This is a genomic window from Bacillus sp. TH30, from assembly GCF_016650875.1.
Classification (GTDB): domain Bacteria; phylum Bacillota; class Bacilli; order Bacillales; family Bacillaceae_G; genus Bacillus_A; species Bacillus_A mycoides.
Genome location: NZ_JAEKEY010000002.1, coordinates 2,355,538 through 2,376,174 on the forward strand (window position 1 = coordinate 2,355,538; position 20,637 = coordinate 2,376,174).

Annotated in this window: 13 protein-coding genes, 9 tRNA genes, 2 rRNA genes, 1 pseudogene and 1 riboswitch; of the genes and pseudogenes, 5 read left to right on the forward strand and 20 right to left on the reverse strand. The window is 39.1% G+C overall.

Features of this window, described 5'->3' with window-relative positions; genetic code table 11:
- The first annotated feature begins 107 nt into the window (after positions 1-107).
- From JFU20_RS14165 to JFU20_RS14180, 4 genes are all read left to right on the forward strand, one after another.
- A complete protein-coding gene (locus JFU20_RS14165) occupies positions 108-1,016 on the forward strand; it encodes an NAD(P)-dependent alcohol dehydrogenase (protein ID WP_002167148.1) in 909 nt (302 codons plus the stop codon).
- Positions 1,017-1,096: 80 nt separating this feature from the next.
- Positions 1,097-1,210: riboswitch (SAM riboswitch) on the forward strand.
- A gap of 85 nt (positions 1,211-1,295) precedes the next feature.
- Positions 1,296-2,108: a MetQ/NlpA family ABC transporter substrate-binding protein gene (locus JFU20_RS14170; RefSeq protein ID WP_002009844.1), complete on the forward strand. Its 813-nt coding sequence runs from the start codon at positions 1,296-1,298 to the stop codon at positions 2,106-2,108.
- 12 nt (positions 2,109-2,120) lie between these two features.
- Entirely contained in the window at positions 2,121-3,161 is a 1,041-nt protein-coding gene (locus tag JFU20_RS14175; RefSeq protein ID WP_002009845.1) for a methionine ABC transporter ATP-binding protein, read from the forward strand.
- Positions 3,136-3,804, forward strand: a complete 669-nt coding sequence (locus JFU20_RS14180; RefSeq protein WP_000527155.1) for a methionine ABC transporter permease — start codon at positions 3,136-3,138, stop codon at positions 3,802-3,804. The genes JFU20_RS14175 and JFU20_RS14180 overlap by 26 nt, the downstream gene beginning before the upstream one ends.
- Before the next feature lie 48 nt (positions 3,805-3,852).
- Here the strand turns inward: JFU20_RS14180 and JFU20_RS14185 are convergent, their stop codons facing one another.
- A complete protein-coding gene (locus JFU20_RS14185; RefSeq protein WP_002167149.1) occupies positions 3,853-4,629 on the reverse strand; it encodes an SDR family oxidoreductase in 777 nt (258 codons plus the stop codon).
- Positions 4,630-5,001: 372 nt separating this feature from the next.
- Here JFU20_RS14185 and JFU20_RS14190 point away from each other — a divergent pair, with 372 nt between their 5' ends.
- Positions 5,002-5,508: a DoxX family membrane protein gene (locus tag JFU20_RS14190; RefSeq protein ID WP_002009850.1), complete on the forward strand. Its 507-nt coding sequence runs from the start codon at positions 5,002-5,004 to the stop codon at positions 5,506-5,508.
- 181 nt (positions 5,509-5,689) lie between these two features.
- Here the strand turns inward: JFU20_RS14190 and JFU20_RS14195 are convergent, their stop codons facing one another.
- The 19 genes and pseudogenes from JFU20_RS14195 to JFU20_RS14285 form a co-directional block, all read right to left on the reverse strand.
- On the reverse strand, positions 5,690-7,657 hold the full coding sequence (locus tag JFU20_RS14195) for a S9 family peptidase (RefSeq protein WP_002009851.1): 1,968 nt from the start codon (positions 7,655-7,657) through the stop codon (positions 5,690-5,692).
- A 358-nt stretch (positions 7,658-8,015) separates the two neighbouring features.
- Complete coding sequence (glmS, locus tag JFU20_RS14200; protein WP_002009853.1) at positions 8,016-9,818, reverse strand: glutamine--fructose-6-phosphate transaminase (isomerizing); 1,803 nt, start codon at positions 9,816-9,818, stop codon at positions 8,016-8,018.
- Positions 9,819-9,830: 12 nt separating this feature from the next.
- Positions 9,831-10,016 (reverse strand): annotated as a pseudogene (locus JFU20_RS14205) (hypothetical protein).
- Positions 10,017-10,301: 285 nt separating this feature from the next.
- Entirely contained in the window at positions 10,302-11,648 is a 1,347-nt protein-coding gene (gene glmM, locus JFU20_RS14210) for a phosphoglucosamine mutase (RefSeq protein WP_002139928.1), read from the reverse strand.
- Positions 11,641-13,140 carry a CdaR family protein gene (locus tag JFU20_RS14215; RefSeq protein ID WP_201038706.1) on the reverse strand — a complete coding sequence of 500 codons (1,500 nt, stop codon included), beginning with the start codon at positions 13,138-13,140 and terminating at the stop codon, positions 11,641-11,643. The genes glmM and JFU20_RS14215 overlap by 8 nt, the downstream gene beginning before the upstream one ends.
- Positions 13,133-13,954 carry a diadenylate cyclase CdaA gene (gene cdaA / locus JFU20_RS14220; RefSeq protein WP_002091475.1) on the reverse strand — a complete coding sequence of 274 codons (822 nt, stop codon included), beginning with the start codon at positions 13,952-13,954 and terminating at the stop codon, positions 13,133-13,135. Before cdaA ends, JFU20_RS14215 begins: the two co-directional genes overlap by 8 nt.
- A 248-nt stretch (positions 13,955-14,202) precedes the next feature.
- Positions 14,203-15,096, reverse strand: a complete 894-nt coding sequence (rocF, locus tag JFU20_RS14225) for an arginase (protein WP_002009861.1) — start codon at positions 15,094-15,096, stop codon at positions 14,203-14,205.
- A 270-nt stretch (positions 15,097-15,366) separates the two neighbouring features.
- Positions 15,367-16,512, reverse strand: coding sequence for a glycerate kinase (locus JFU20_RS14230; protein WP_002009863.1), 1,146 nt, complete (start codon positions 16,510-16,512; stop codon positions 15,367-15,369).
- Positions 16,513-16,638: 126 nt separating this feature from the next.
- Positions 16,639-16,711 (reverse strand) — tRNA-Ala (locus JFU20_RS14235).
- A 10-nt stretch (positions 16,712-16,721) separates the two neighbouring features.
- A tRNA-Gly gene (locus JFU20_RS14240) sits at positions 16,722-16,793 on the reverse strand.
- A gap of 5 nt (positions 16,794-16,798) precedes the next feature.
- A tRNA-Lys gene (locus JFU20_RS14245) sits at positions 16,799-16,874 on the reverse strand.
- A gap of 5 nt (positions 16,875-16,879) precedes the next feature.
- A tRNA-Gln gene (locus JFU20_RS14250) sits at positions 16,880-16,954 on the reverse strand.
- Between the two features lie 65 nt (positions 16,955-17,019).
- Positions 17,020-17,103: transfer RNA gene (locus JFU20_RS14255), tRNA-Tyr, on the reverse strand.
- A gap of 16 nt (positions 17,104-17,119) precedes the next feature.
- Positions 17,120-17,195, reverse strand: a tRNA-Val gene (locus tag JFU20_RS14260).
- A gap of 5 nt (positions 17,196-17,200) precedes the next feature.
- Positions 17,201-17,275, reverse strand: a tRNA-Glu gene (locus JFU20_RS14265).
- A 24-nt stretch (positions 17,276-17,299) separates the two neighbouring features.
- Positions 17,300-17,372, reverse strand: a tRNA-Thr gene (locus tag JFU20_RS14270).
- Positions 17,373-17,376: 4 nt separating this feature from the next.
- Positions 17,377-17,451: transfer RNA gene (locus JFU20_RS14275), tRNA-Asn, on the reverse strand.
- 9 nt (positions 17,452-17,460) lie between these two features.
- A 5S ribosomal RNA gene (rrf, locus tag JFU20_RS14280) occupies positions 17,461-17,576 on the reverse strand.
- A gap of 91 nt (positions 17,577-17,667) precedes the next feature.
- Positions 17,668-20,589: ribosomal RNA gene (locus tag JFU20_RS14285) — 23S ribosomal RNA — on the reverse strand.
- Between the last annotated feature and the right edge of the window lie 48 nt (positions 20,590-20,637).

The following is a 20,637-nucleotide window of genomic DNA, read 5'->3' on the forward strand; positions in this document are numbered from 1 at the left end:
CCTACGAAATCTATATAATTTTTAATCTTTATTCGCTATATAGCGACATGTTTAATGAAGGTTTTAAATATGATGTAAATAACAACAACTCATTTCAGGAGGTCATTATGAAGGCGATCATTTGCACACAGTATGGACCACCTAACGTTCTTCAGCTTCAAAATATAGAGAAACCTACACCTAAAAAGAACGAAGTATTAATTAAAATTCACGCAACAAGTGTAACGACTGGAGATTGTAGAATACGCGGCTTTAATAGCCCCCTCTTATTTTGGATTCCTATGAGGATCATATTAGGTTTCAGAAAACCGAGAAAACCTGTGCTCGGCGTAGAGTTATCCGGTGAAATCGAAGAAGTAGGAACAGATGTAACTCAATTTAAAAAAGGTGATCCAATTTTTGCATTAACAGAACTAAACCTCGGTGGTTATGCCGAGTACACATGCGTACATGAAAGTGGATTAATAACATTAAAACCTACCAATGTGACGTATGAAGAAGCGGCAGTTATTCCTTTTGGTGGAACTTCAGCATTACATTTCCTGAGAAAGGGCCGTATAAAAAAAGGGCAACAAGTGCTCATATATGGTGCCTCCGGATCAGTAGGAACAGCTGCTGTACAACTTGCTAAATATTTCGGCGCGACCGTTACGGCTGTTTGTAGTAATTCAAATTTTGAACTCGTGCAATCTTTAGGAGCTGATAAAGTAATTGATTATACGAAAGAAGATTTTACTAAGCAAGGCAAATGCTACGATATTATATTTGATGCAGTTGGGAAGTATAAAAAATCCCTTTGTACAAATACATTAACACCCAATGGAAAATATGTATCTGTTAATGGAATGATGGCCAAGGTAAGTAAAGAGGATATGATTCTATTAAAAAAACTAGTCGAAACGGAAAAACTAAAGCCCGTTATTGATAGAACTTACCGATTAGAAGAAATTGCTGAAGCTCATATGTATGTGGAAAAGGGACATAAAAAAGGGAACGTTTCGATTACCTTAAAATAAAATATATTCAGAAAATAATATTGACAATTCTTTTTGTAAGATTTACTATTAGTACCATATTAAAAAACTACATACACATACTCTTATCAAGAGTGGCGGAGGGACTGGCCCGATGATGCCCGGCAACCGAGCTTATAACGTATAAGCTAAGGTGCTAATTCCTGCAGAACGATTTTCGTTTTGGAAGATAAGAGAGGAACCTATTTCGTCTATTCGGCACCTCTCTTATTTTTGAGAGGTGCTTTTTATTTTGGAACGTATATTAAGGGGGAATTATAGATGAAAAAGGTGTTATTAAGTATTGTAAGTGGAGCGGTATTATTGTTAGGTGCATGTGGTGCTAATTCTGATAAAGAGGTAAAAGCATTAGATGAGAAAAAGATTACTGTCGGCGTAACGGGTGGACCGCATGAACAAATTTTTGAAAAGGTAAAAGAAGTGGCAGCAAAAGATGGCCTCCAAATCGATGTAAAAGTATTTAATGATTATGTAGCGCCAAACGTATCTTTAGATGAAAAAAGCCTCGATGTAAACAGCTATCAAACTAAATCTTATTTAGACGTATTTAAAGCTGAACGTAATATGAAATTAACTGAAGTATTTTCCACAGTAACATTCCCTATGGGCATATACTCTAAAAACTTAAAAGATGTAAAAGAATTAAAAGAGGGCGACGCAATTGCTGTCCCGAATGACCCAACAAATGAGCTGCGTGCTTTAAAGCTATTTGAAAAAGCAGGAGTTTTAAAAGTTGATCCAAAGGCTACGGAAAAAGCGACTGCAAAAGATGTAATTGAAAATCCGAAAAATTTAAAGATTGTTGAATTAGAGGCATCTCAATTACCAACGCAGCTAGGTGAAGTGAAGGCAGCTGCGATTAATACAAACTTTGCATTAGGTGCAAAATTAAGTCCAGCAAAAGACTCCATTTTCCGCGAAGGAAAAGATTCACCATATGTGAATTGGGTCGTTGTTCGTACTGAAAATAAAGATGATGCTGTTGTTAATAAATTAAAGAAAGCTTATCAATCTAAAGAAGTAAAAGATTTCATTGAGAAAAAATTCGATGGTTCTGTTTTACCGTCTTGGTAGGAGCTGACTATAATGATTGAATTAAAAAACGTCTCCAAAGTATTTACAACAAAAAAAGGGAATGTTGAGGCTCTTAAATCAACTTCCCTTAAAGTAAAAAAGGGTGAAGTATTTGGAATCATCGGATATAGCGGCGCTGGTAAAAGTACATTAATTCGTTGTGTAAATTTATTAGAAAAACCAACGACAGGAAATATCATTATAAACGAACAAGATTTAACAACCTTATCGACGAAAGAACTCGCAAAAGCGAGACAAAAAATCGGCATGATTTTTCAAGGATTCAATTTACTTAAAACCGTTACCGTTTATGAAAACATCGCACTACCCTTACGTCTATCTGGTCTTCCCAAAAATGAAATTGAAAAAAGGGTAGAAAAGTATTTACGCATTGTTGATCTCTTTAATAAAAAAGATGCCTATCCAAGTGAATTATCTGGTGGTCAAAAACAACGTGTAGCGATCGCTCGCGCACTATCTCATGAGCCAGAAGTTTTATTAAGTGATGAAGCAACGAGCGCATTAGATCCGGAAACGACCGATTCTATTCTTGATTTATTATTAAAGATCAACGAAGAAATCGGAATTACGATTTTGCTAATTACACACGAAATGAATGTCATCCAGCGTATTTGTGACCAAGTTGCTGTAATGGAACATGGGGCGGTAGTCGAAAGTGGAACCGTAAAAGATATTTTCACAAACCCACAACATGTAACAACGAAGAAATTTGTAAATAGCGCGTTTGCAGCTAAAATTCCAGAAGAGGTACAGAAAGAACTACAAAGCACCGGGGAAATCGTAACACTTTCATTTATAGGAACCGCTTCAGAAGAACCAGCGTTAGCTGTCGCTACAAAACGTTTCCACGTATATCCTAATATTTTATCAGGCAATATTACACAGTTAAAACATGAGGCATATGGAAAACTGATCGTTCATATGCAAGGTGAAAAAAATGAAGTACACCGTGCCTTATCATTTTTACAAGAACAAGGGATCATCGTAGAAGGAGGTAGAACAGATTATGGGAAACAAGTCCTTTTTGGATGAGTGGGGTAACGTAATATGGGAAGCAACAATTCAAACATTTCAAATGACATCTATTTCACTACTTATCTCTATTCTTATTGCATTACCACTCGGCGTCACACTTGTTTTAACGAGACCTGGTGGACAGCGAGAAAATAAAATTATCTATCCTATTCTTAATACAGTTATTAATATCATTCGTTCTCTTCCATTTATCATTCTATTATTCTTCATTTTACCTTTTACAAAGTTTCTAATGGGAACGTCCATTGGCGTACAAGGTGTTATCGTACCACTTGTTGTCTTCACAGCCCCTTACATTGCCCGTTTAATGGAAACTGCTTTATTAGAAGTGGATCGCGGTGTCATTGAAGCATATCAAGCAATGGGAGTCTCTACTATAAAAATCATTTGGCACGTTATGGTTAAAGAAGCTCGACCGTCTCTCGTACTTGGATTAACAATCGCAACGATCGGCTTAATCGGTGCAACAGCAATGGCTGGACTTGTAGGTGCTGGCGGCCTTGGTGATTTAGCATATCGATTCGGACATTTACGCTACGAACCTGAAGTAATGTATGCAACAGTCTTTATTTTAATCATTCTTGTTCAAGGATTACAGTCATTAGGTAATGGTATAGCACGAAGATTGAAGAAAGATTAAAAAGAAGGTATCTCACTGAAATGAGATACCTTCTTTTTATTTATAAATTTATCTCTTAAATCCACCTTCTGAATGAATAACTTGCCCTGTAATCCATCCGGCTTCTTCGCTCACTAAAAACTTAATAAGTCTTGCTGCATCCCTCGGCTCACCAATTCTACCAAAAGGAAACATCGGCTTTAATCCTTGCTTTATCTCTTCAGTCATCCATCCTGTACTAGTTGGACCTGGGTTAATTGCATTCACTGTTATCCCTAAATGGGCCACTTCCGCTGACAACGTACTAGTAAGAGCGTCAATTGCTCCCTTCGTTGTTGCATACGCTAATTCTCCTGCCATAGGTCCTTTAAATTGTCCCGACGTCATATTCACAATTCTACCACCAGATTTCTTATCAAAACCTTGGGCAAATTGACTACTTAACAATGTAGTCGCACGAACATTTACCATGTAGTGCTTATCTAGTTCTTCAGCAGTCAAATTAGAGAAATCATTATTCGTAGAATACGCTGCATTATTAATTAATATATGAGGGTACCCTAATTGTTCAGTAACTTTATTTATAAGCTGATTTGATGCATCATTCTGAGTTAGATCTAACTCCATGCTCGATACTTTGACACCGTTTTGTATCAATTTTTCTTTTAATTGTATTTGTTCATTTTTATCAACGCCCCAAGGCATCTCTTTATCGTATTCTGTCCAATACGTAAAAAATATATCGTATCCAGCCTCTGCTAACTCCGTGCAAATAGCTGCTCCTATACCGTCTAGACGACTTACACCTGTAACAACTGCTACTTTATTTTTTAATTGATTCATCATATACTCCTCCAATTTTAAAGGACGCATATTTTATATAAGAGATATAAATTTCCCCACATAGGCATCTATCCTTACAAAAGGGATGTACAAAACAAATATGCATTCCTTGAATGATTTATAGGTAGCTAAATAAACCCTCACTTACGAGAGAAAAATTCATCTATCTAATTTCTAATCATTACAAGTTCATCCACATATCTATTCTTTGCCTCCTTTTGATATATCTCCATTATTAGTCTACCAAAATAGATGAAATGTTACAAAAAATAAAACAATTGCTCACAACCTATCTTCGTTCACATTTCCTCCATTGTGAATTTATTCACAATGGATATATAATAAACATGTAAATAAGACATTGGAGGGATTTCAATGGTTATCAATTTTTTAAGAACTGATAAACGCGCTACTTTCTTATTATTATTTTTACGACTTTACATAGGATATGCATGGCTTGCTGCTGGAATAGGAAAAGTTTTTGGACAGTCTTTTGATGCAAGTGGTTTTCTAAAAGGAGCTATCGCTCAAGCATCAGGTGACCACCCTGCAGTACAAGGTTGGTGGGCAGATTTTCTTCAACATTTTGTTCTTCCAAACGCAGACCTATTTAGCTTTTTAGTTCAATGGGGAGAAATTTTAGTAGGACTAGGTTTGATTTTAGGTGGATTAACAAAAACAGCTGCATTTTTCGGCATCATAATGAACCTTTCATTTTTATTAAGCGGAACTGTTAGTGTAAACCCAAACCTGCTTATTTTAACTATGTTCATTTTAGTTGCAGGACAGAATGCTGGACGTATTGGATTAGATGGTTATGTTTTCCCAAAACTTTTCAAAAAAAATAACCGTGAAGCATATAAATTAAGTAAAACTGCATAAGAATAGTTCATCTTTTAAATATAAATAAGGAAAGAGCCTACATTCAGGCTCTTTTCTCATTTACACCAAAACATTTCACAGTTTGCCTTATCCGCAATGTTAAACTCAATCATATATAACCGAATAAATGTGTACGACTTTATTTCAAGCACCTAAAAAGCTTAAAGACTAAAACAAGCCATTATAAAACCCTAAATTCTTTCATACTTTCTCCAAGAATATAGTGTGAAAACCACATCAAATTCTGCTTCATAATAGCCACATTAATTTCTGGCTGGTCAGAACTATATGCCATTCCTTTAAAAATAATTAATTCTGTATTAACTTCCATATCCCTTAACCCTTGATATAGCTCATATGCATTGGAAGTTGGAATCCTTGCATCCTTTTCGCCATGTTGGATTAAGGTAGGCGTACAGGCTGATTTAATATATGTCATTGGCGATGTTTTTGTATATATATCTGGATCATTCCATGGAGTATTTCCTAAATGCATTCTAATAAAGTAAGGGATATCTGTATTTACATAATGGGTACTCCAGTTAGTAATTCCGCCCCCAACTGAAATAGCTTTAAATCTATTACTAAACGTAGAACAGAAGGCTGATATATATCCTCCGTTACTCCATCCCATAACTCCTACTCTATCTTTATCTACAATCCCTTGCTCAACTAGTTCATCCACTCCAGATATAACATCCTCGTAGTCAGCAATTCCCTGTTTTCTATAGTTGGCTTTTAAGAACTCATTACCATAGCCAGAACTTCCTCTATAGTTTGGCTCTAAAACTATAAAGCCTTTTTCGATAAACTGCTCAATCGGATATTTCTCATTAAAACAGTCTGAGAATATCGGAAAAGATGCCCAAGCTGGTCCACCATGGATTACTACTAATAAAGGATATTTTTTGTTAGCATCAAAATCTACTGGGGTTGATAAAACACCCTCTATTTCAAGACCATCACTACTTTGCCATGAGATTATTTCCCTGTTACTTTTCAGCTTCCCTTTAAAAAGGCTATTTTCATCCGTTATTTTTTTATCGTCTAAATAGATTTCAAAGGTTTCATTTGTTATAGCCTTACTATAGGATATATGATTTCCATCCCTTGTTATAGAAGCATCCATTATAAAGCCATCTACTTTGTCACCTAACATTTCCACAGTGCCATCCTCACATAGCAATCCAATACGATAGTTAGTTTTATCCTGCCATCTAATTAAAATCCCCTTATCTGTCCACTGTAATGGCATAACCGTACTATCAAAATCTAGTAAAGGTCGAATTAGCTTTCCATTATTCATATCATATATCTCTAATGTACTGTCTTGTATATGAGTCTTATAGTACTCCTTCTCCCTTATGCTTGCCGAGTAACATATTTTGCTGCCTTCAGGAGAAAAGCAAACGCTCCCTCCCAACAACTTATCTATATTCATCTTTTGTAGTTCTCGAGCTTCAATATCTAATATGTATAGATCACCATTCATATAATCGTTTAAGCTTGGTGTAGCCATAAATACAACCTTTGTCCCATCATTTGAAATATCAAAGTTATGTATATAAAAATCCTTACCATCCGTTAGTTGATAAACACCGCTAATCTCACGTTCCTCTTTATCACTTTGTATCCCTTTTTCTATTTCAATGTAATATAAACAATTATTCCGATGTTCCTTACCTGCATGTTGGAAGTCCCCATATAGCTCTTTACGTTTCTTTATTTCCTCACATTCTTTTGACTGTGCAACATAATAAAAACCTTTACCAGTAGGCTCCCATTTGAATGTACTGACCCCTTCTTTCTCATCAGTAATTTGTAACTCACTATAACCATCTATTGACTTAACAAAGATTTGATTTTTCTTATTATCTCCGTCACCAACTGGGCTAAGGTATGCGATATCCCTAGAATCTGGGGACCATAATGGGTATATACTATCTATATCCCCAGTTGTTAATAGGTAACTCTGCTCCTTATCTTTTTCATATATCCATATATGATTCCTATATGTATTGTCTTTCCAGTTAGCTGTCTTCTTAACAAATGCTACGCCTTTGCCGTCATCACTTATATTTGCACCTGATAAGGTTGGTAATGAAATAATCTCTTCTATACTTAAATATGTTTTTTCTTTCACCTTCATTAATAAACCCCCTTGTAATGTCTAGTAATCTAATTTGTTCAATAAAGTGAAACTTTAATCAGTGTTTTTTTCCATCAACGAATATCTGAAATAACAACAGAAAATTCAGTTAAATAAAAGTAGTTCCGTCCCAAATCCGATAAAACCTCATGCTATCTGCCGGTTTTTATACTTTTTAAATCCCACTGCCAGTTCCTTGCCCCTCTTTAATCCACTTATCGATTTTAGATGTTCTTTTTTTCGACACAAAAATGCCCCTTTAGATAATCATATCCAAAGGGGCAAAGCTTCACAACTTTTTTATAAACTTCGTGACTTTATTTTAAATTTACAATAATCTAGTTACTCTACCAATCTCCTACTCAACAGTAACAGATTTAGCTAAGTTACGTGGCTTATCAACGTCACATTCGCGGTGAAGCGCTGCGTAGTATGAGATAAGTTGGAATGGAATAACTGCTACTAGCGGTGCTAGTGCTTCGTGTACAGCTGGTAATACGAAGCTGTCTCCTTCCATTTCTAAGCCTTTCATTGAGATGATACATGGGTTAGCTCCGCGTGCTACTACTTCTTTCACGTTACCACGAATTCCAAGGTTCACGTGCTCTTGTGTAGCAAGTGCGATAACTGGTGTACCGTTTTCGATTAAGGCAATTGTACCGTGTTTTAATTCTCCTCCAGCAAATCCTTCTGCTTGGATGTAAGAGATTTCTTTTAGTTTTAACGCACCTTCTAAACCTACGAAGAAGTCTACGCTACGTCCGATGAAGAAGCAGTTACGCGTTGTTGCTAAAAATTGTTTTGCTAATGCGTCCATCTCTTCTTTTTGATCACAAAGTACTACCATTGCATTTGCTACAAGTCCTAATTCATGTGTTAAATCGAAATCAAGAACCTCACCTTTTGCTTTTGCAATGTCAGCCGCTAAGATTGAAAGTACTGCAAGCTGTGCTGTGTATGCTTTCGTCGATGCAACTGCGATTTCTGGTCCTGCATATAAAGGAAGTGTATAATCAGCTTCACGAGAAAGCGTAGAACCAGGTACGTTTGTAATTGTTAATGCTTTATGACCCATTTCATTTGTTTGCACAAGTACTGCACGGCTATCAGCTGTTTCACCACTTTGTGAAATGTAAATGAAGAATGGTCTTTCTGTTAATAATGGCATGTTGTAAGAGAATTCACTTGCTACATGTACTTCAACTGGTACTTTCGCAAATTTCTCAATGAATTGCTTTCCAACAAGACCTGCATGATAACTTGTTCCACATGCAATGATGTAAATGCGATCGCTATCTAAAATTGCGTTACGGATATCTTGATCTAATTCAATTTCGCCATTTTCATCTTGGTACTTTTGAATAATATTACGGATTACAAGTGGTTGCTCGTCGATTTCTTTTAGCATGAAATGAGGATACGTTCCTTTTTCAATATCACTTGCGTCTAATTCCGCTGTAAACGGTGCACGTTCAATCGTTTCACCTTGTAAGTTTTTAATTGTAATGCTTTCTTTTGTTACGATTACCATTTCTTTATCCATTAACTCGATAAATTGATCTGTAACTTGTAACATCGCCATAGCGTCGCTTGCAATAACATTAAAGTTATCACCAGCACCTACTAATAGCGGGCTTTTGTTTTTAGCAACATAAATCATGTTTGGATTTTCAGCATCAAGTAGTCCGATTGCGTAAGAACCATGTAAAAGAGATAACGTTTGACGGAACGCGTCTTCTACACTTAGTCCTGTACTTACTTGTTGTTCCATAAGCTGCACGATAATTTCTGTATCTGTTTCACTTACGAACGTTACATCTTGTAAATATTCTTTTTTCACTAATTCATAGTTTTCAATTACACCGTTATGAACTAGTGTAAAGCGTTTTGATGTACTTTGATGCGGATGCGCGTTTAATTTGCTTGGAACACCGTGTGTAGCCCAGCGTGTATGACCGATTCCCACGCTTGCTGCTACATTCTCTTCTACGACTTCGCGAAGTTTTGCAATACGGCCTTTTTCTTTGTATACAATAACACCGTTCTCTGCTTGTACTGCAATACCTGCTGAATCATATCCGCGATATTCTAGCTTTTCTAAACCTTTTAATAAAATTTCCTTTGCATCTTGCTCTCCAATAAATCCTACGATTCCACACATGTTTAGTCGCCGTTACAAATGCTTACACTGCTCTGCGAACATGTAACGACATAGTCCGATACCATTTTTATTTATACTAAAAAACGGATTACATATTGCTAGCCCTGTAAGCTTGTAACGGCTTTCACCTTCCTCTCGATTGGGTTAAAGTCCGTATATACTTATACAGCTAGTATTCATCCGTTCCTCTTCTCTCATCACACTTTCACCTTTGTCCACTAAGTCACCTTAATGTTTTAAGTAAAAGATTGCGGTTGTGATGAACAACCGGGAGTCATCCGCCGAAATCTCGATAAACTCCACCTCGTCAACTACAATACTTGTAGTTCTGGCGCTTTTATAATTTACAATATTTCCTTTGAGAAAAAGAACAAGACCATCGTATAACAAACAATATAAATCGTCAATGAAATTTTTTTCATTGTCTATAAAACATATGAAAAAGGAGCACTTTTTGTGCTCCTTTTAAATAAAATCGACTAATTATTCAACGCCAACTTCAGCTTTCACAACTTCTACAATACGATGTACATACCCATCACAAATTTCTTGTGTCGGTGCTTCTGCCATTACACGAATAAGTGGTTCTGTTCCAGATGGACGAACAAGAATACGACCGTCTCCGTTCATTTCTTCCTCTACAACACGAATAATTTCTTTAATTTTCTCATTTTCTAGTGCTAGTTTCTTATCTGTTACACGAACATTTACTAGTAATTGTGGGAATTTTGTCATCTCGCCTGCAAGCTCAGATAATGGTTTTTTCGTCATTTTCATGATATTTACAAGTTGAAGTGCACTTAACATTCCATCACCAGTTGTAATGTAATCAAGTAAGATAATATGACCTGATTGTTCTCCGCCCAGGTTATATCCACCACGTTTCATCTCTTCCATTACGTAGCGATCACCAACTGCTGTTTTATCACTTGTAATATTGTTTGCTTCAAGCGCTTTGTAGAAACCTAAGTTACTCATAACTGTTGAAACAACTGTATTATGTTTCAATTGGCCAGTTTCTTTCATATACTTCGCGCAAATAAACATAATTTGATCGCCATCAACGATGTTTCCTTTTTCGTCTACTGCGATTAAACGGTCTCCGTCACCATCAAAAGCAAGACCAATGTCAGCACCTTTTTCTTTTACTAATTCAGCTAATACTTCTGGATGCGTAGAACCTACTCCAGCGTTAATATTCATACCGTTCGGTGAAGTTCCCATTGTTGAAATATCAGCTTCTAAATCTGCAAATAAATATGGAGCTAAAGAAGATGTAGCACCATGTGCACAATCTAAAGCAATATGTAAACCAGAGAAATCTTCCTCTACAGTTTGTTTAATGTATTGTAAATATTTTTGTCCACCTTCAAAGTAATCACTCACTTGTCCAAGGTTAGTACCTGTTGGACGTGGTAGCTCATCAACTTCTTTGTCTAATAACGCTTCAATTTCTGCTTCTTGCTCATCTGTTAATTTAAATCCATCTGAACCGAAGAACTTAATTCCATTATCTTGTACTGGGTTATGAGATGCAGAGATCATAACACCTGCTTGCGCCCCTAAAGCTTTTGTTAAATAAGCCACACCTGGTGTAGAAATAACACCAAGGCGCATTACTTCCGCTCCAGTTGATAATAGGCCTGCTACTAAAGCTCCTTCTAGCATATGTCCAGATACACGTGTATCACGGCCAATAATTACTTTTGGACGATCTGTATCTTTTGTTAATACATAGCCGCCAAAACGTCCTATTTTAAAAGCTAATTCAGGTGTTAATTCCTTATTTGCAACCCCGCGTACTCCGTCTGTACCAAAATATTTACCCATTATTATTCGCTCCTTTTTCGTGCTCTTTTTGATTATCTACTGTTGGTTCTTGGCTCGTTTCTTGGCCATTTTCTTTTTCTTTGTCTTTGTCTTTTTCTTTGTCTTTGTCTTTATCTTTTTCCTGATCCTTTTCTGGATTAGGTTCAGGATTTTTTGGTTTTTCAGTTTGATTTTCTTGATTGTTTTTTGAATCTGGTTGTTCAATATTACCCTGTACTTCTTTATCCGGCTTTTCTTTCTTCACAATTGTGACTTTAGCACTTTTTTGTTTTGCTTCTATCGAAATATTACCAGGACCACTCACTTGAATAGAAACATCATTCGTCCCCGGAGATACATTTTGCAGATTAATCGCCGCTGTTATTTGAGCAACTGTTATTTTATCTACTATACTTGCTTCTCCTGAAATATCAACGCTTATCTTTCCATCTTGTGGCGAAAGTAGCTGCGCAGTAACATCATTCGGAATTCCACTTTTTTGAATCGGGATACCATCAATAGTTTTACTTTTCATTTGTTTTACCTTTTGTACCCCTATGGAAACCTTCACTTGATTTGGTTTTGCACTTGTTACACCTTTTGGCAATAAAACAGAGGCATCGAATGTTGTAGAATCCGTCAATTGACTAAGATCTACCTCGACCCCCTCTATAGATTGTATATTATCCAAAATGTCTTTTGGACCTGCTATCGTTACTTCTTTTGGTTCAACACTAATATTTGTAACAGCTAAACCTTCTGGTAAATTCCCTTTTTTCGAATATGTTAAAGGAACTGTTTTTTCGACATTATTTGCTGTAGCTTGTGTCGCTACATTCACCGTTACACTTATTTTAGATGGACTTGTTTTTACATTTAAACGTTTTCCTTCTTTATTGTATAATGTAACGTCTGCTGTTTTTGTAACTGTTTTATTAACACCTTTTAAATCTATATATGCCTTAGCAGATGAAATACTTTCTATTTCTTCTTTTGTTCCAACTACTTCAACAGTGTCAGGCTTAATACTTGATTTCTCAATGGTAGCACCTGCTGGCATCTGGTCTTCATTTGATAATTTTAAATCTACATGAACATACTTTTTTGCTTTTTCATGAAGAGTGACTTTAATTGTTGCTGGCTGAACTGTCCCCTTCACATCATCTGGAAGCCCGTTCGCTTTTAAAGAAACTTCATACGTTCCTTTTGGTTGACCTTCCAAATCAACTGGTATATCAAATTGTCTTTTATTTTTTGTTGCAGCAACCGCTGCTTTTGGACCTTCTAACTTCACCTTAACTCCCTCTGATGGAATACCACTTACAATATACTTCTCTTCATCATACTTAAGGTTAATAGCATGATTAGTTAATGTTTCTTTCGCATCATTTAAGAAAGGCAGTATATTCGCTGTCGTATTTTTTTCAGTTAAAGTTGCTGACATAAAAAGCATACACGCCAATAGTAATGAGATTCCTTTTAAAAACCAATGATTCTCCATTAACTTATCCATGACGCTTTCTCCTCCAATTCCATAAAGACGAAGAAGTCGTTTTTTCGTTCCCACTGAATTCAGCTAACAACATATCCTTTAGCTGTTCTGTCTTCAAATCACGATGTAACTCACCGTTTTTCGTTAAAGAAATTTGGCCTGTTTCTTCCGACACAACTACTGTAATACTATCGGTGACTTCACTAACTCCCATTGCAGCGCGATGCCTAGTTCCTAACTCCTTAGAAATAAATGGGCTTTCTGATAAAGGAAGGTAACATGCTGCTGCTTTAATTGTACTTCCCTGCATAATTACTGCTCCATCATGAAGAGGGGTATTAGGGATAAAAATATTAATGAGTAATTCCGATGATACATTTGCATTTAGCGGAATACCCGTTTCTACATAATCATCCATCCCAGTCTCTTTTGACAAAGTAATTAGTGCACCAATTCTACGTTTTCCCATATATTCCGTTGCTTTAGCTATCGCTGTTGCAACAATTTCAGGTTCATCTTCCCCCTGATTTCCCACACGCGAAAATAAGCTACCCCGTCCTAGCTGCTCAAGTGCTCTTCTCAATTCTGGCTGGAAAATAATAATGACGGCTAAAAATCCCCACGTTAATACTTGTTCCGTTAGCCAATATAGCGTATGCAATTCAAGTAAAATACTAATCATCCGGACGACAATAATAACTGTAATACCTTTTAAAAGTTGCACCGCTTTCGTGCCCCGAATTATAAGAATTAGCTTATATATAATAAACCATACAACAGCAATATCTAATGCCGTACTAAGATATTTCAAAATGGTCGTATCTTCAAAAGGCATGCTAACCCTTCCTCCTACTTACGAGCAATTCTATCCATATATTGAAATATTATTTTATGCTCTATCTGTATGTATTTCCAACAACTAGTTAATTATACCATACATGAACCAAACGACAATTACAAACGCCCCCCTTTAGCTTAAATTGGTAAGATGTCAAACTTTCTTATCCTACAGTATAATATAAGTCATTATTATACGCCTATTTTCAAATAAAAAAAGCAACTTCTCAGTTGCTTTTCTTACATTTATTTTAGTTTTTCACCGAATAAAGAACCCATTAAAGCAACCGCTGTTGTTGCTGTTCTATTTCTCTCATCTAAAATCGTATTTACTTCAACAAATTCAGCAGATGTAACAATATCAGCTTCTGCTAACATTTCCATCGCTAGGTGGCTTTCACGATACGATAAACCACCAATTACAGGCGTCCCAACTCCTGGTGCATCATGAGGATCAAGACCATCTAAATCTAATGATAAATGAACACCGTCAGTATGAGATAGGTAAGCAATTGTTTCTTCCATAACAGCCGTCATACCCATACGATCAATTTCATGCATTGAAAATACTTTAATGCCTTCATTACGAATAAAGTCTTTTTCCCCTTCATCTAATGCACGTGCACCTATAATTACAACGTTCTCTTTTTTTACTTTCGGGTATGCCCCGTATAAATCTACAAGTGAAGAATGTCCATAACCTAAACTTGCAGCAAGTGACATACCGTGAATATTTCCAGATGGTGATGTTTCTTCTGTATTTAAATCACCGTGTGCATCATACCAAATAACACCTAAATTTTTATAATGTTTCGCCACACCAGCTAGCGTACCGATAGCAATACTATGATCACCGCCTAATACAAGTGGAAAACGACCTTCTTCTATAATATGATCAACCTTAGTCGCTAGTTCATTACATACAGTTGCAACTTGAGTAAGGTTTCGTAACTTTGTATTTTCATCTACTTCTTTTTCTCTCTCTATACATATATCTCCCATATCTTTTACGTCATATCCAATTTGTTCAATTCTTTCAACTACCCCTGCATAACGGATCGCGCTTGGTCCCATATCAACCCCGCGACGCATCTGTCCTAAATCCATTGGAACTCCAATAACTGAGATTTCTTTTTTCATAGATAGTATCCCCCTTTTATGCCTTCACTAAATATTTTAAATCTTTTATATAGTCTGACTCAACTCGACATTTTTCTGCATGGATATACATTTTATTCACTTATATTTACGTTGGATTCCCGATTTTTAAACTATTCTATGTATAAAGTTAACTTAATGAACCAACTAACTTTTCTATCAGCTAATATTTTTATCCGTGCCTTTCTCCATCAATACCTAGAATTACACAAAATATCCTCAAATAACTGAATTTAAAAAACACTTCTACACTTAGAAGCGTTTTTCTGATGCTAGTTTCCACACTGCTGCAATATTTTTTGCTGTCATTTCGATATTCTCTTCTGCCGCTTTATATGCTTCTTCTAATGTCATTGGGCTAGCCGTAATACTAAACACTGCATCAATTCCCTTTTCGTAAACAGTCGTATAATTCGGAGATACAGATCCACCAATAGCAATTACAGGAATATGACGACATTTCGCCCGCTTCGCGACACCAACAGGAGCTTTTCCATAAGCTGTTTGTTCATCTATCCTTCCCTCACCAGTTACAATAAGATCGGCACCCTCTATACACTTATCAAAATTTGTATAATCTAATACAATTTCAATCCCTTTTCTTAGCTGTCCCTTTAGTACTGCAACGACAGCGGCTCCCGTTCCTCCAGCTGCCCCCGCACCTGGTATTTCAGATACATCAAAAGACACATGTTGTTTAAGTATATTAGCATAATGTTTTAAATTCTCATCTAGCTCTTTCATCATCTCTACATTCGCACCTTTTTGTCTCGCAAATACAAAAGACGCTCCCCTTGGTCCAACTAATGGATTGTCGACATCACATGCTGCTTCTAGCTTTATATCCTTCAAACGTGTATCCATACGAGAAAGATTAAGAGCAGTAATCAAATGCAATGTTCCTCCAGAGGGCTCAATTACTTCACCTTTCCTATTAATAAACTCTACGCCTAAAGCAGACAACATACCTGCCCCACCATCATTTGTAGCACTTCCTCCAAGCCCTAAAATAATGTGTTTAGCTCCTTGATCTAATGCATGTAATATCAGTTCGCCTGTCCCTTTTGTCGTTGTAATAAGTGGGTTTCTCTTTTCAATTGGAACGTGTTGTAATCCTGATGCTGCCGCCATTTCAATAAATGCTGTCTCCTTATCCTTAGACATACCATAATAGGCTTGCACGCTCTCTCCAAGCGGCCCTGTCACATTAAGTGATATAATTTCCCCCATTGTAGCACCAACAAGAGATTCGACCGTTCCTTCACCTCCATCTCCAATTGGTACTTTAACGTACTCTGCTTTAGGAAAAACTGCTGCAAAGCCCCTTTCAATAGCTTCACATACCTCTATAGCTTTCAGGCTTTCTTTATATGAATCCGATGCAATGACAACTTTCATAATTATCCCCCCCTTATTCAATCCCTTTTTTTCATTTTAAACGATATACGGAACAGTTTCCTTTTTGAGTGGAATTTAAACACAAAAAAAGCTTACATCATTTGATGTAAGCTTTTCCTATTTATATGGAGCCTAGCGGGATCGAACCGCTGACCTCCTGCGTGCAAGGCAGGCGCTCTCCCAGCTGAGCTAAGGCCCCTTAGTAATTAAGCGGAAGACGGGATTCGAACCCGCGACCCCAACCTTGGCAAGGTTGTATTCTACCACTGAACTACTTCCGCGAAAATGGTGAGCCATGAAGGATTCGAACCTTCGACCCTCTGATTAAAAGTCAGATGCTCTACCAACTGAGCTAATGGCTCGTAAATGGCTGGGCTAGCTGGATTCGAACCAGCGCATGACGGAGTCAAAGTCCGTTGCCTTACCGCTTGGCTATAGCCCATTAATATTTACTAGTATGGTTATCTTTTCAAAAAAATAAACCCTTTCAGGTTATTTTAAAGAAAATGGTGGAGGGGGGCAGATTCGAACTGCCGAACCCAAAGGAGCGGATTTACAGTCCGCCGCGTTTAGCCACTTCGCTACCCCTCCGACATTTAAAAATATATGGTGGAGGATGACGGGATCGAACCGCCGACCCCCTGCTTGTAAGGCAGGTGCTCTCCCAGCTGAGCTAATCCTCCAAAAGTGGTGACCCGTACGGGATTCGAACCCGTGTTACCGCCGTGAAAGGGCGGTGTCTTAACCACTTGACCAACGGGCCAAAAAAAAACAAAAACTTTTCCCAAGCTTCCAACCGGGCTTGAACCGGTGACCTCTTCCTTACCATGGAAGTACTCTACCAGCTGAGCTATGGAAGCATAATGGCTCCGCAGGTAGGAATCGAACCTACGACCGATCGGTTAACAGCCGATAGCTCTACCGCTGAGCTACTGCGGAATAATATAAGCCTGGCAACGTCCTACTCTCACAGGGACAAGGTCCCAACTACCATCGGCGCTAGAGAGCTTAACTTCCGTGTTCGGTATGGGAACGGGTGTGACCTCTCTGCCATCATTACCAGACTTTTATCATTATACACATTCTTTTGAGAATGTCAAAAGGAATTTTAAATATATATTCCTTCAAAACTAGATAACATTAGCTTCATATTATATGGTTAAGTCCTCGATCTATTAGTATTCGTCAGCTCCACATGTCACCATGCTTCCACCTCGAACCTATCAACCTGATCATCTTTCAGGGATCTTACTAGCTTACGCTATGGGAAATCTCATCTTGAGGGGGGCTTCATGCTTAGATGCTTTCAGCACTTATCCCTTCCGCACATAGCTACCCAGCTATGCCCTTGGCAGAACAACTGGTACACCAGCGGTGCGTCCATCCCGGTCCTCTCGTACTAAGGACAGCTCCTCTCAAATTTCCTGCGCCCACGACGGATAGGGACCGAACTGTCTCACGACGTTCTGAACCCAGCTCGCGTACCGCTTTAATGGGCGAACAGCCCAACCCTTGGGACCGACTACAGCCCCAGGATGCGATGAGCCGACATCGAGGTGCCAAACCTCCCCGTCGATGTGGACTCTTGGGGGAGATAAGCCTGTTATCCCCGGGGTAGCTTTTATCCGTTGAGCGATGGCCCTTCCATGCGGAACCACCGGATCACTAAGCCCGACTTTCGTCCCTGCTCGACTTGTAGGTCTCGCAGTCAAGCTCCCTTATGCCTTTGCACTCTACGAATGATTTCCAACCATTCTGAGGGAACCTTTGGGCGCCTCCGTTACACTTTAGGAGGCGACCGCCCCAGTCAAACTGCCCACCTGACACTGTCTCCCGGGTCGATAAGACCCGTAGGTTAGAATTTCAATACAGTCAGGGCGGTATCCCACCAGCGCCTCCACCGAAGCTAGCGCTCCGGTTTCAATGGCTCCCGCCTATCCTGTACAAACTGTACCAAAATTCAATATCAGGCTACAGTAAAGCTCCACGGGGTCTTTCCGTCCTGTCGCGGGTAACCTGCATCTTCACAGGTACTATAATTTCACCGAGTCTCTGGTTGAGACAGTGCCCAAATCGTTACACCTTTCGTGCGGGTCGGAACTTACCCGACAAGGAATTTCGCTACCTTAGGACCGTTATAGTTACGGCCGCCGTTTACTGGGGCTTCAGTTCAGAGCTTCGCTTACGCTAACCCCTCTCCTTAACCTTCCAGCACCGGGCAGGTGTCAGCCCCTATACTTCGCCTTACGGCTTCGCAGAGACCTGTGTTTTTGCTAAACAGTCGCTTGGGCCTATTCACTGCGGCTTTCCGTTAAGAAAGCACCCCTTCTCCCGAAGTTACGGGGTCATTTTGCCGAGTTCCTTAACCAGAGTTCTCTCGCACACCTTAGGATTCTCTCCTCGCCTACCTGTGTCGGTTTGCGGTACAGGCACCTTTTATCTCGCTAGAAGCTTTTCTTGGCAGCGGGGAATCAAAGACTTCGCTCCATAAGGAGCTTCCCCATCACAGCTCAGCCTTCACGATAAGCGGATTTGCCTACTTATCAGCCTAACTGCTTGGACGTGCACAACCAATCGCACGCTTCTTCTATCCTTCTGCGTCCCTCCATTGCTCAAACGATAAAGAGGTGGTACAGGAATATCAACCTGTTGTCCATCGCCTACGCCTGTCGGCCTCGGCTTAGGTCCTGACTAACCCTGAGCGGACGAGCCTTCCTCAGGAAACCTTAGGCATTCGGTGGACGGGATTCTCACCCGTCTTTCGCTACTCATACCGGCATTCTCACTTCTAAGCGCTCCACCAGTCCTTCCGGTCTGACTTCACTGCACTTAGAACGCTCCCCTACCACTGATACCATTGGTATCAATTCGCAGCTTCGGTGGTGTATTTAGCCCCGGTACATTTTCGGCGCAGAGTCACTCGACTAGTGAGCTATTACGCACTCTTTAAATGGTGGCTGCTTCTGAGCCAACATCCTAGTTGTCTAAGCAACTCCACATCCTTTTCCACTTAATACACACTTTGGGACCTTAGCTGGCGATCTGGGCTGTTTCCCTCTTGACTACGGATCTTATCACTCGCAGTCTGACTCCTAAGGATAAGTCATTGGCATTCGGAGTTTGACTGAATTCGGTAATCCGATGAGGACCCCTAGTTCAATCAGTGCTCTACCTCCAAGACTCTTACACTTAAGGCTAGCCCTAAAGCTATTTCGGGGAGAACCAGCTATCTCCAGGTTCGATTGGAATTTCTCCGCTACCCACACCTCATCCCCGCACTTTTCAACGTGCGTGGGTTCGGGCCTCCATTCAGTGTTACCTGAACTTCACCCTGGACATGGGTAGATCACCTGGTTTCGGGTCTACGACCACGTACTAAACGCCCTATTCAGACTCGCTTTCGCTGCGGCTCCGCCTCTTCAGCTTAACCTCGCACGGGATCGTAACTCGCCGGTTCATTCTACAAAAGGCACGCCATCACCCATTAACGGGCTCTGACTATTTGTAGGCACACGGTTTCAGGATCTCTTTCACTCCCCTTCCGGGGTGCTTTTCACCTTTCCCTCACGGTACTGGTTCACTATCGATCACTAGGGAGTATTTAGCCTTGGGAGATGGTCCTCCCAGATTCCGACGGAATTTCACGTGTTCCGCCGTACTCAGGATACATTCAAGAGAGAACGAAGTTTCGACTACGGGGTTATTACCCTCTGTGACGGACCTTTCCAGGTCGCTTCGTCTACCTCGTTCCTTTGTAACTCCGTATAGAATGTCCTACAACCCCAAGAGGCAAGCCTCTTGGTTTGGGCTAGATTCCGTTTCGCTCGCCGCTACTCAGGAAATCGCATTTGCTTTCTCTTCCTCCAGGTACTTAGATGTTTCAGTTCCCTGGGTCTGTCTTCCATACCCTATGTATTCAGGTAAGGATACCATACCATTACGTATAGTGGGTTTCCCCATTCGGAAATCTTCGGATCAAAGCTTACTTACAGCTCCCCGAAGCATATCGGCGTTAGTCCCGTCCTTCATCGACTCCTAGTGTCAAGGCATCCACCGTGCGCCCTTTCTAACTTAACCAAACTAAAATTAAAAAAATATGAGCTACACTGTTATCTAGTTTTCAAA

What these genes read in the sequence shown, in the direction of transcription:
- JFU20_RS14190 (WP_002009850.1), top strand. Translation starts at nt 5,002, where the DNA reads ATGGTTATCAATTTTTTAAGAACTGATAAACGCGCTACTTTCTTATTA.
- JFU20_RS14170 (WP_002009844.1), top strand. Translation starts at nt 1,296, where the DNA reads ATGAAAAAGGTGTTATTAAGTATTGTAAGTGGAGCGGTATTATTGTTA.
- JFU20_RS14165 (WP_002167148.1), top strand. Translation starts at nt 108, where the DNA reads ATGAAGGCGATCATTTGCACACAGTATGGACCACCTAACGTTCTTCAG.
- glmS (WP_002009853.1), bottom strand. Translation starts at nt 9,818, where the DNA reads ATGTGTGGAATCGTAGGATTTATTGGAGAGCAAGATGCAAAGGAAATT.
- cdaA (WP_002091475.1), bottom strand. Translation starts at nt 13,954, where the DNA reads ATGCCTTTTGAAGATACGACCATTTTGAAATATCTTAGTACGGCATTA.
- JFU20_RS14185 (WP_002167149.1), bottom strand. Translation starts at nt 4,629, where the DNA reads ATGATGAATCAATTAAAAAATAAAGTAGCAGTTGTTACAGGTGTAAGT.
- JFU20_RS14175 (WP_002009845.1), top strand. Translation starts at nt 2,121, where the DNA reads ATGATTGAATTAAAAAACGTCTCCAAAGTATTTACAACAAAAAAAGGG.
- rocF (WP_002009861.1), bottom strand. Translation starts at nt 15,096, where the DNA reads ATGAAAAAAGAAATCTCAGTTATTGGAGTTCCAATGGATTTAGGACAG.
- JFU20_RS14180 (WP_000527155.1), top strand. Translation starts at nt 3,136, where the DNA reads ATGGGAAACAAGTCCTTTTTGGATGAGTGGGGTAACGTAATATGGGAA.
- JFU20_RS14230 (WP_002009863.1), bottom strand. Translation starts at nt 16,512, where the DNA reads ATGAAAGTTGTCATTGCATCGGATTCATATAAAGAAAGCCTGAAAGCT.
- JFU20_RS14195 (WP_002009851.1), bottom strand. Translation starts at nt 7,657, where the DNA reads ATGAAGGTGAAAGAAAAAACATATTTAAGTATAGAAGAGATTATTTCA.
- glmM (WP_002139928.1), bottom strand. Translation starts at nt 11,648, where the DNA reads ATGGGTAAATATTTTGGTACAGACGGAGTACGCGGGGTTGCAAATAAG.
- JFU20_RS14215 (WP_201038706.1), bottom strand. Translation starts at nt 13,140, where the DNA reads ATGGATAAGTTAATGGAGAATCATTGGTTTTTAAAAGGAATCTCATTA.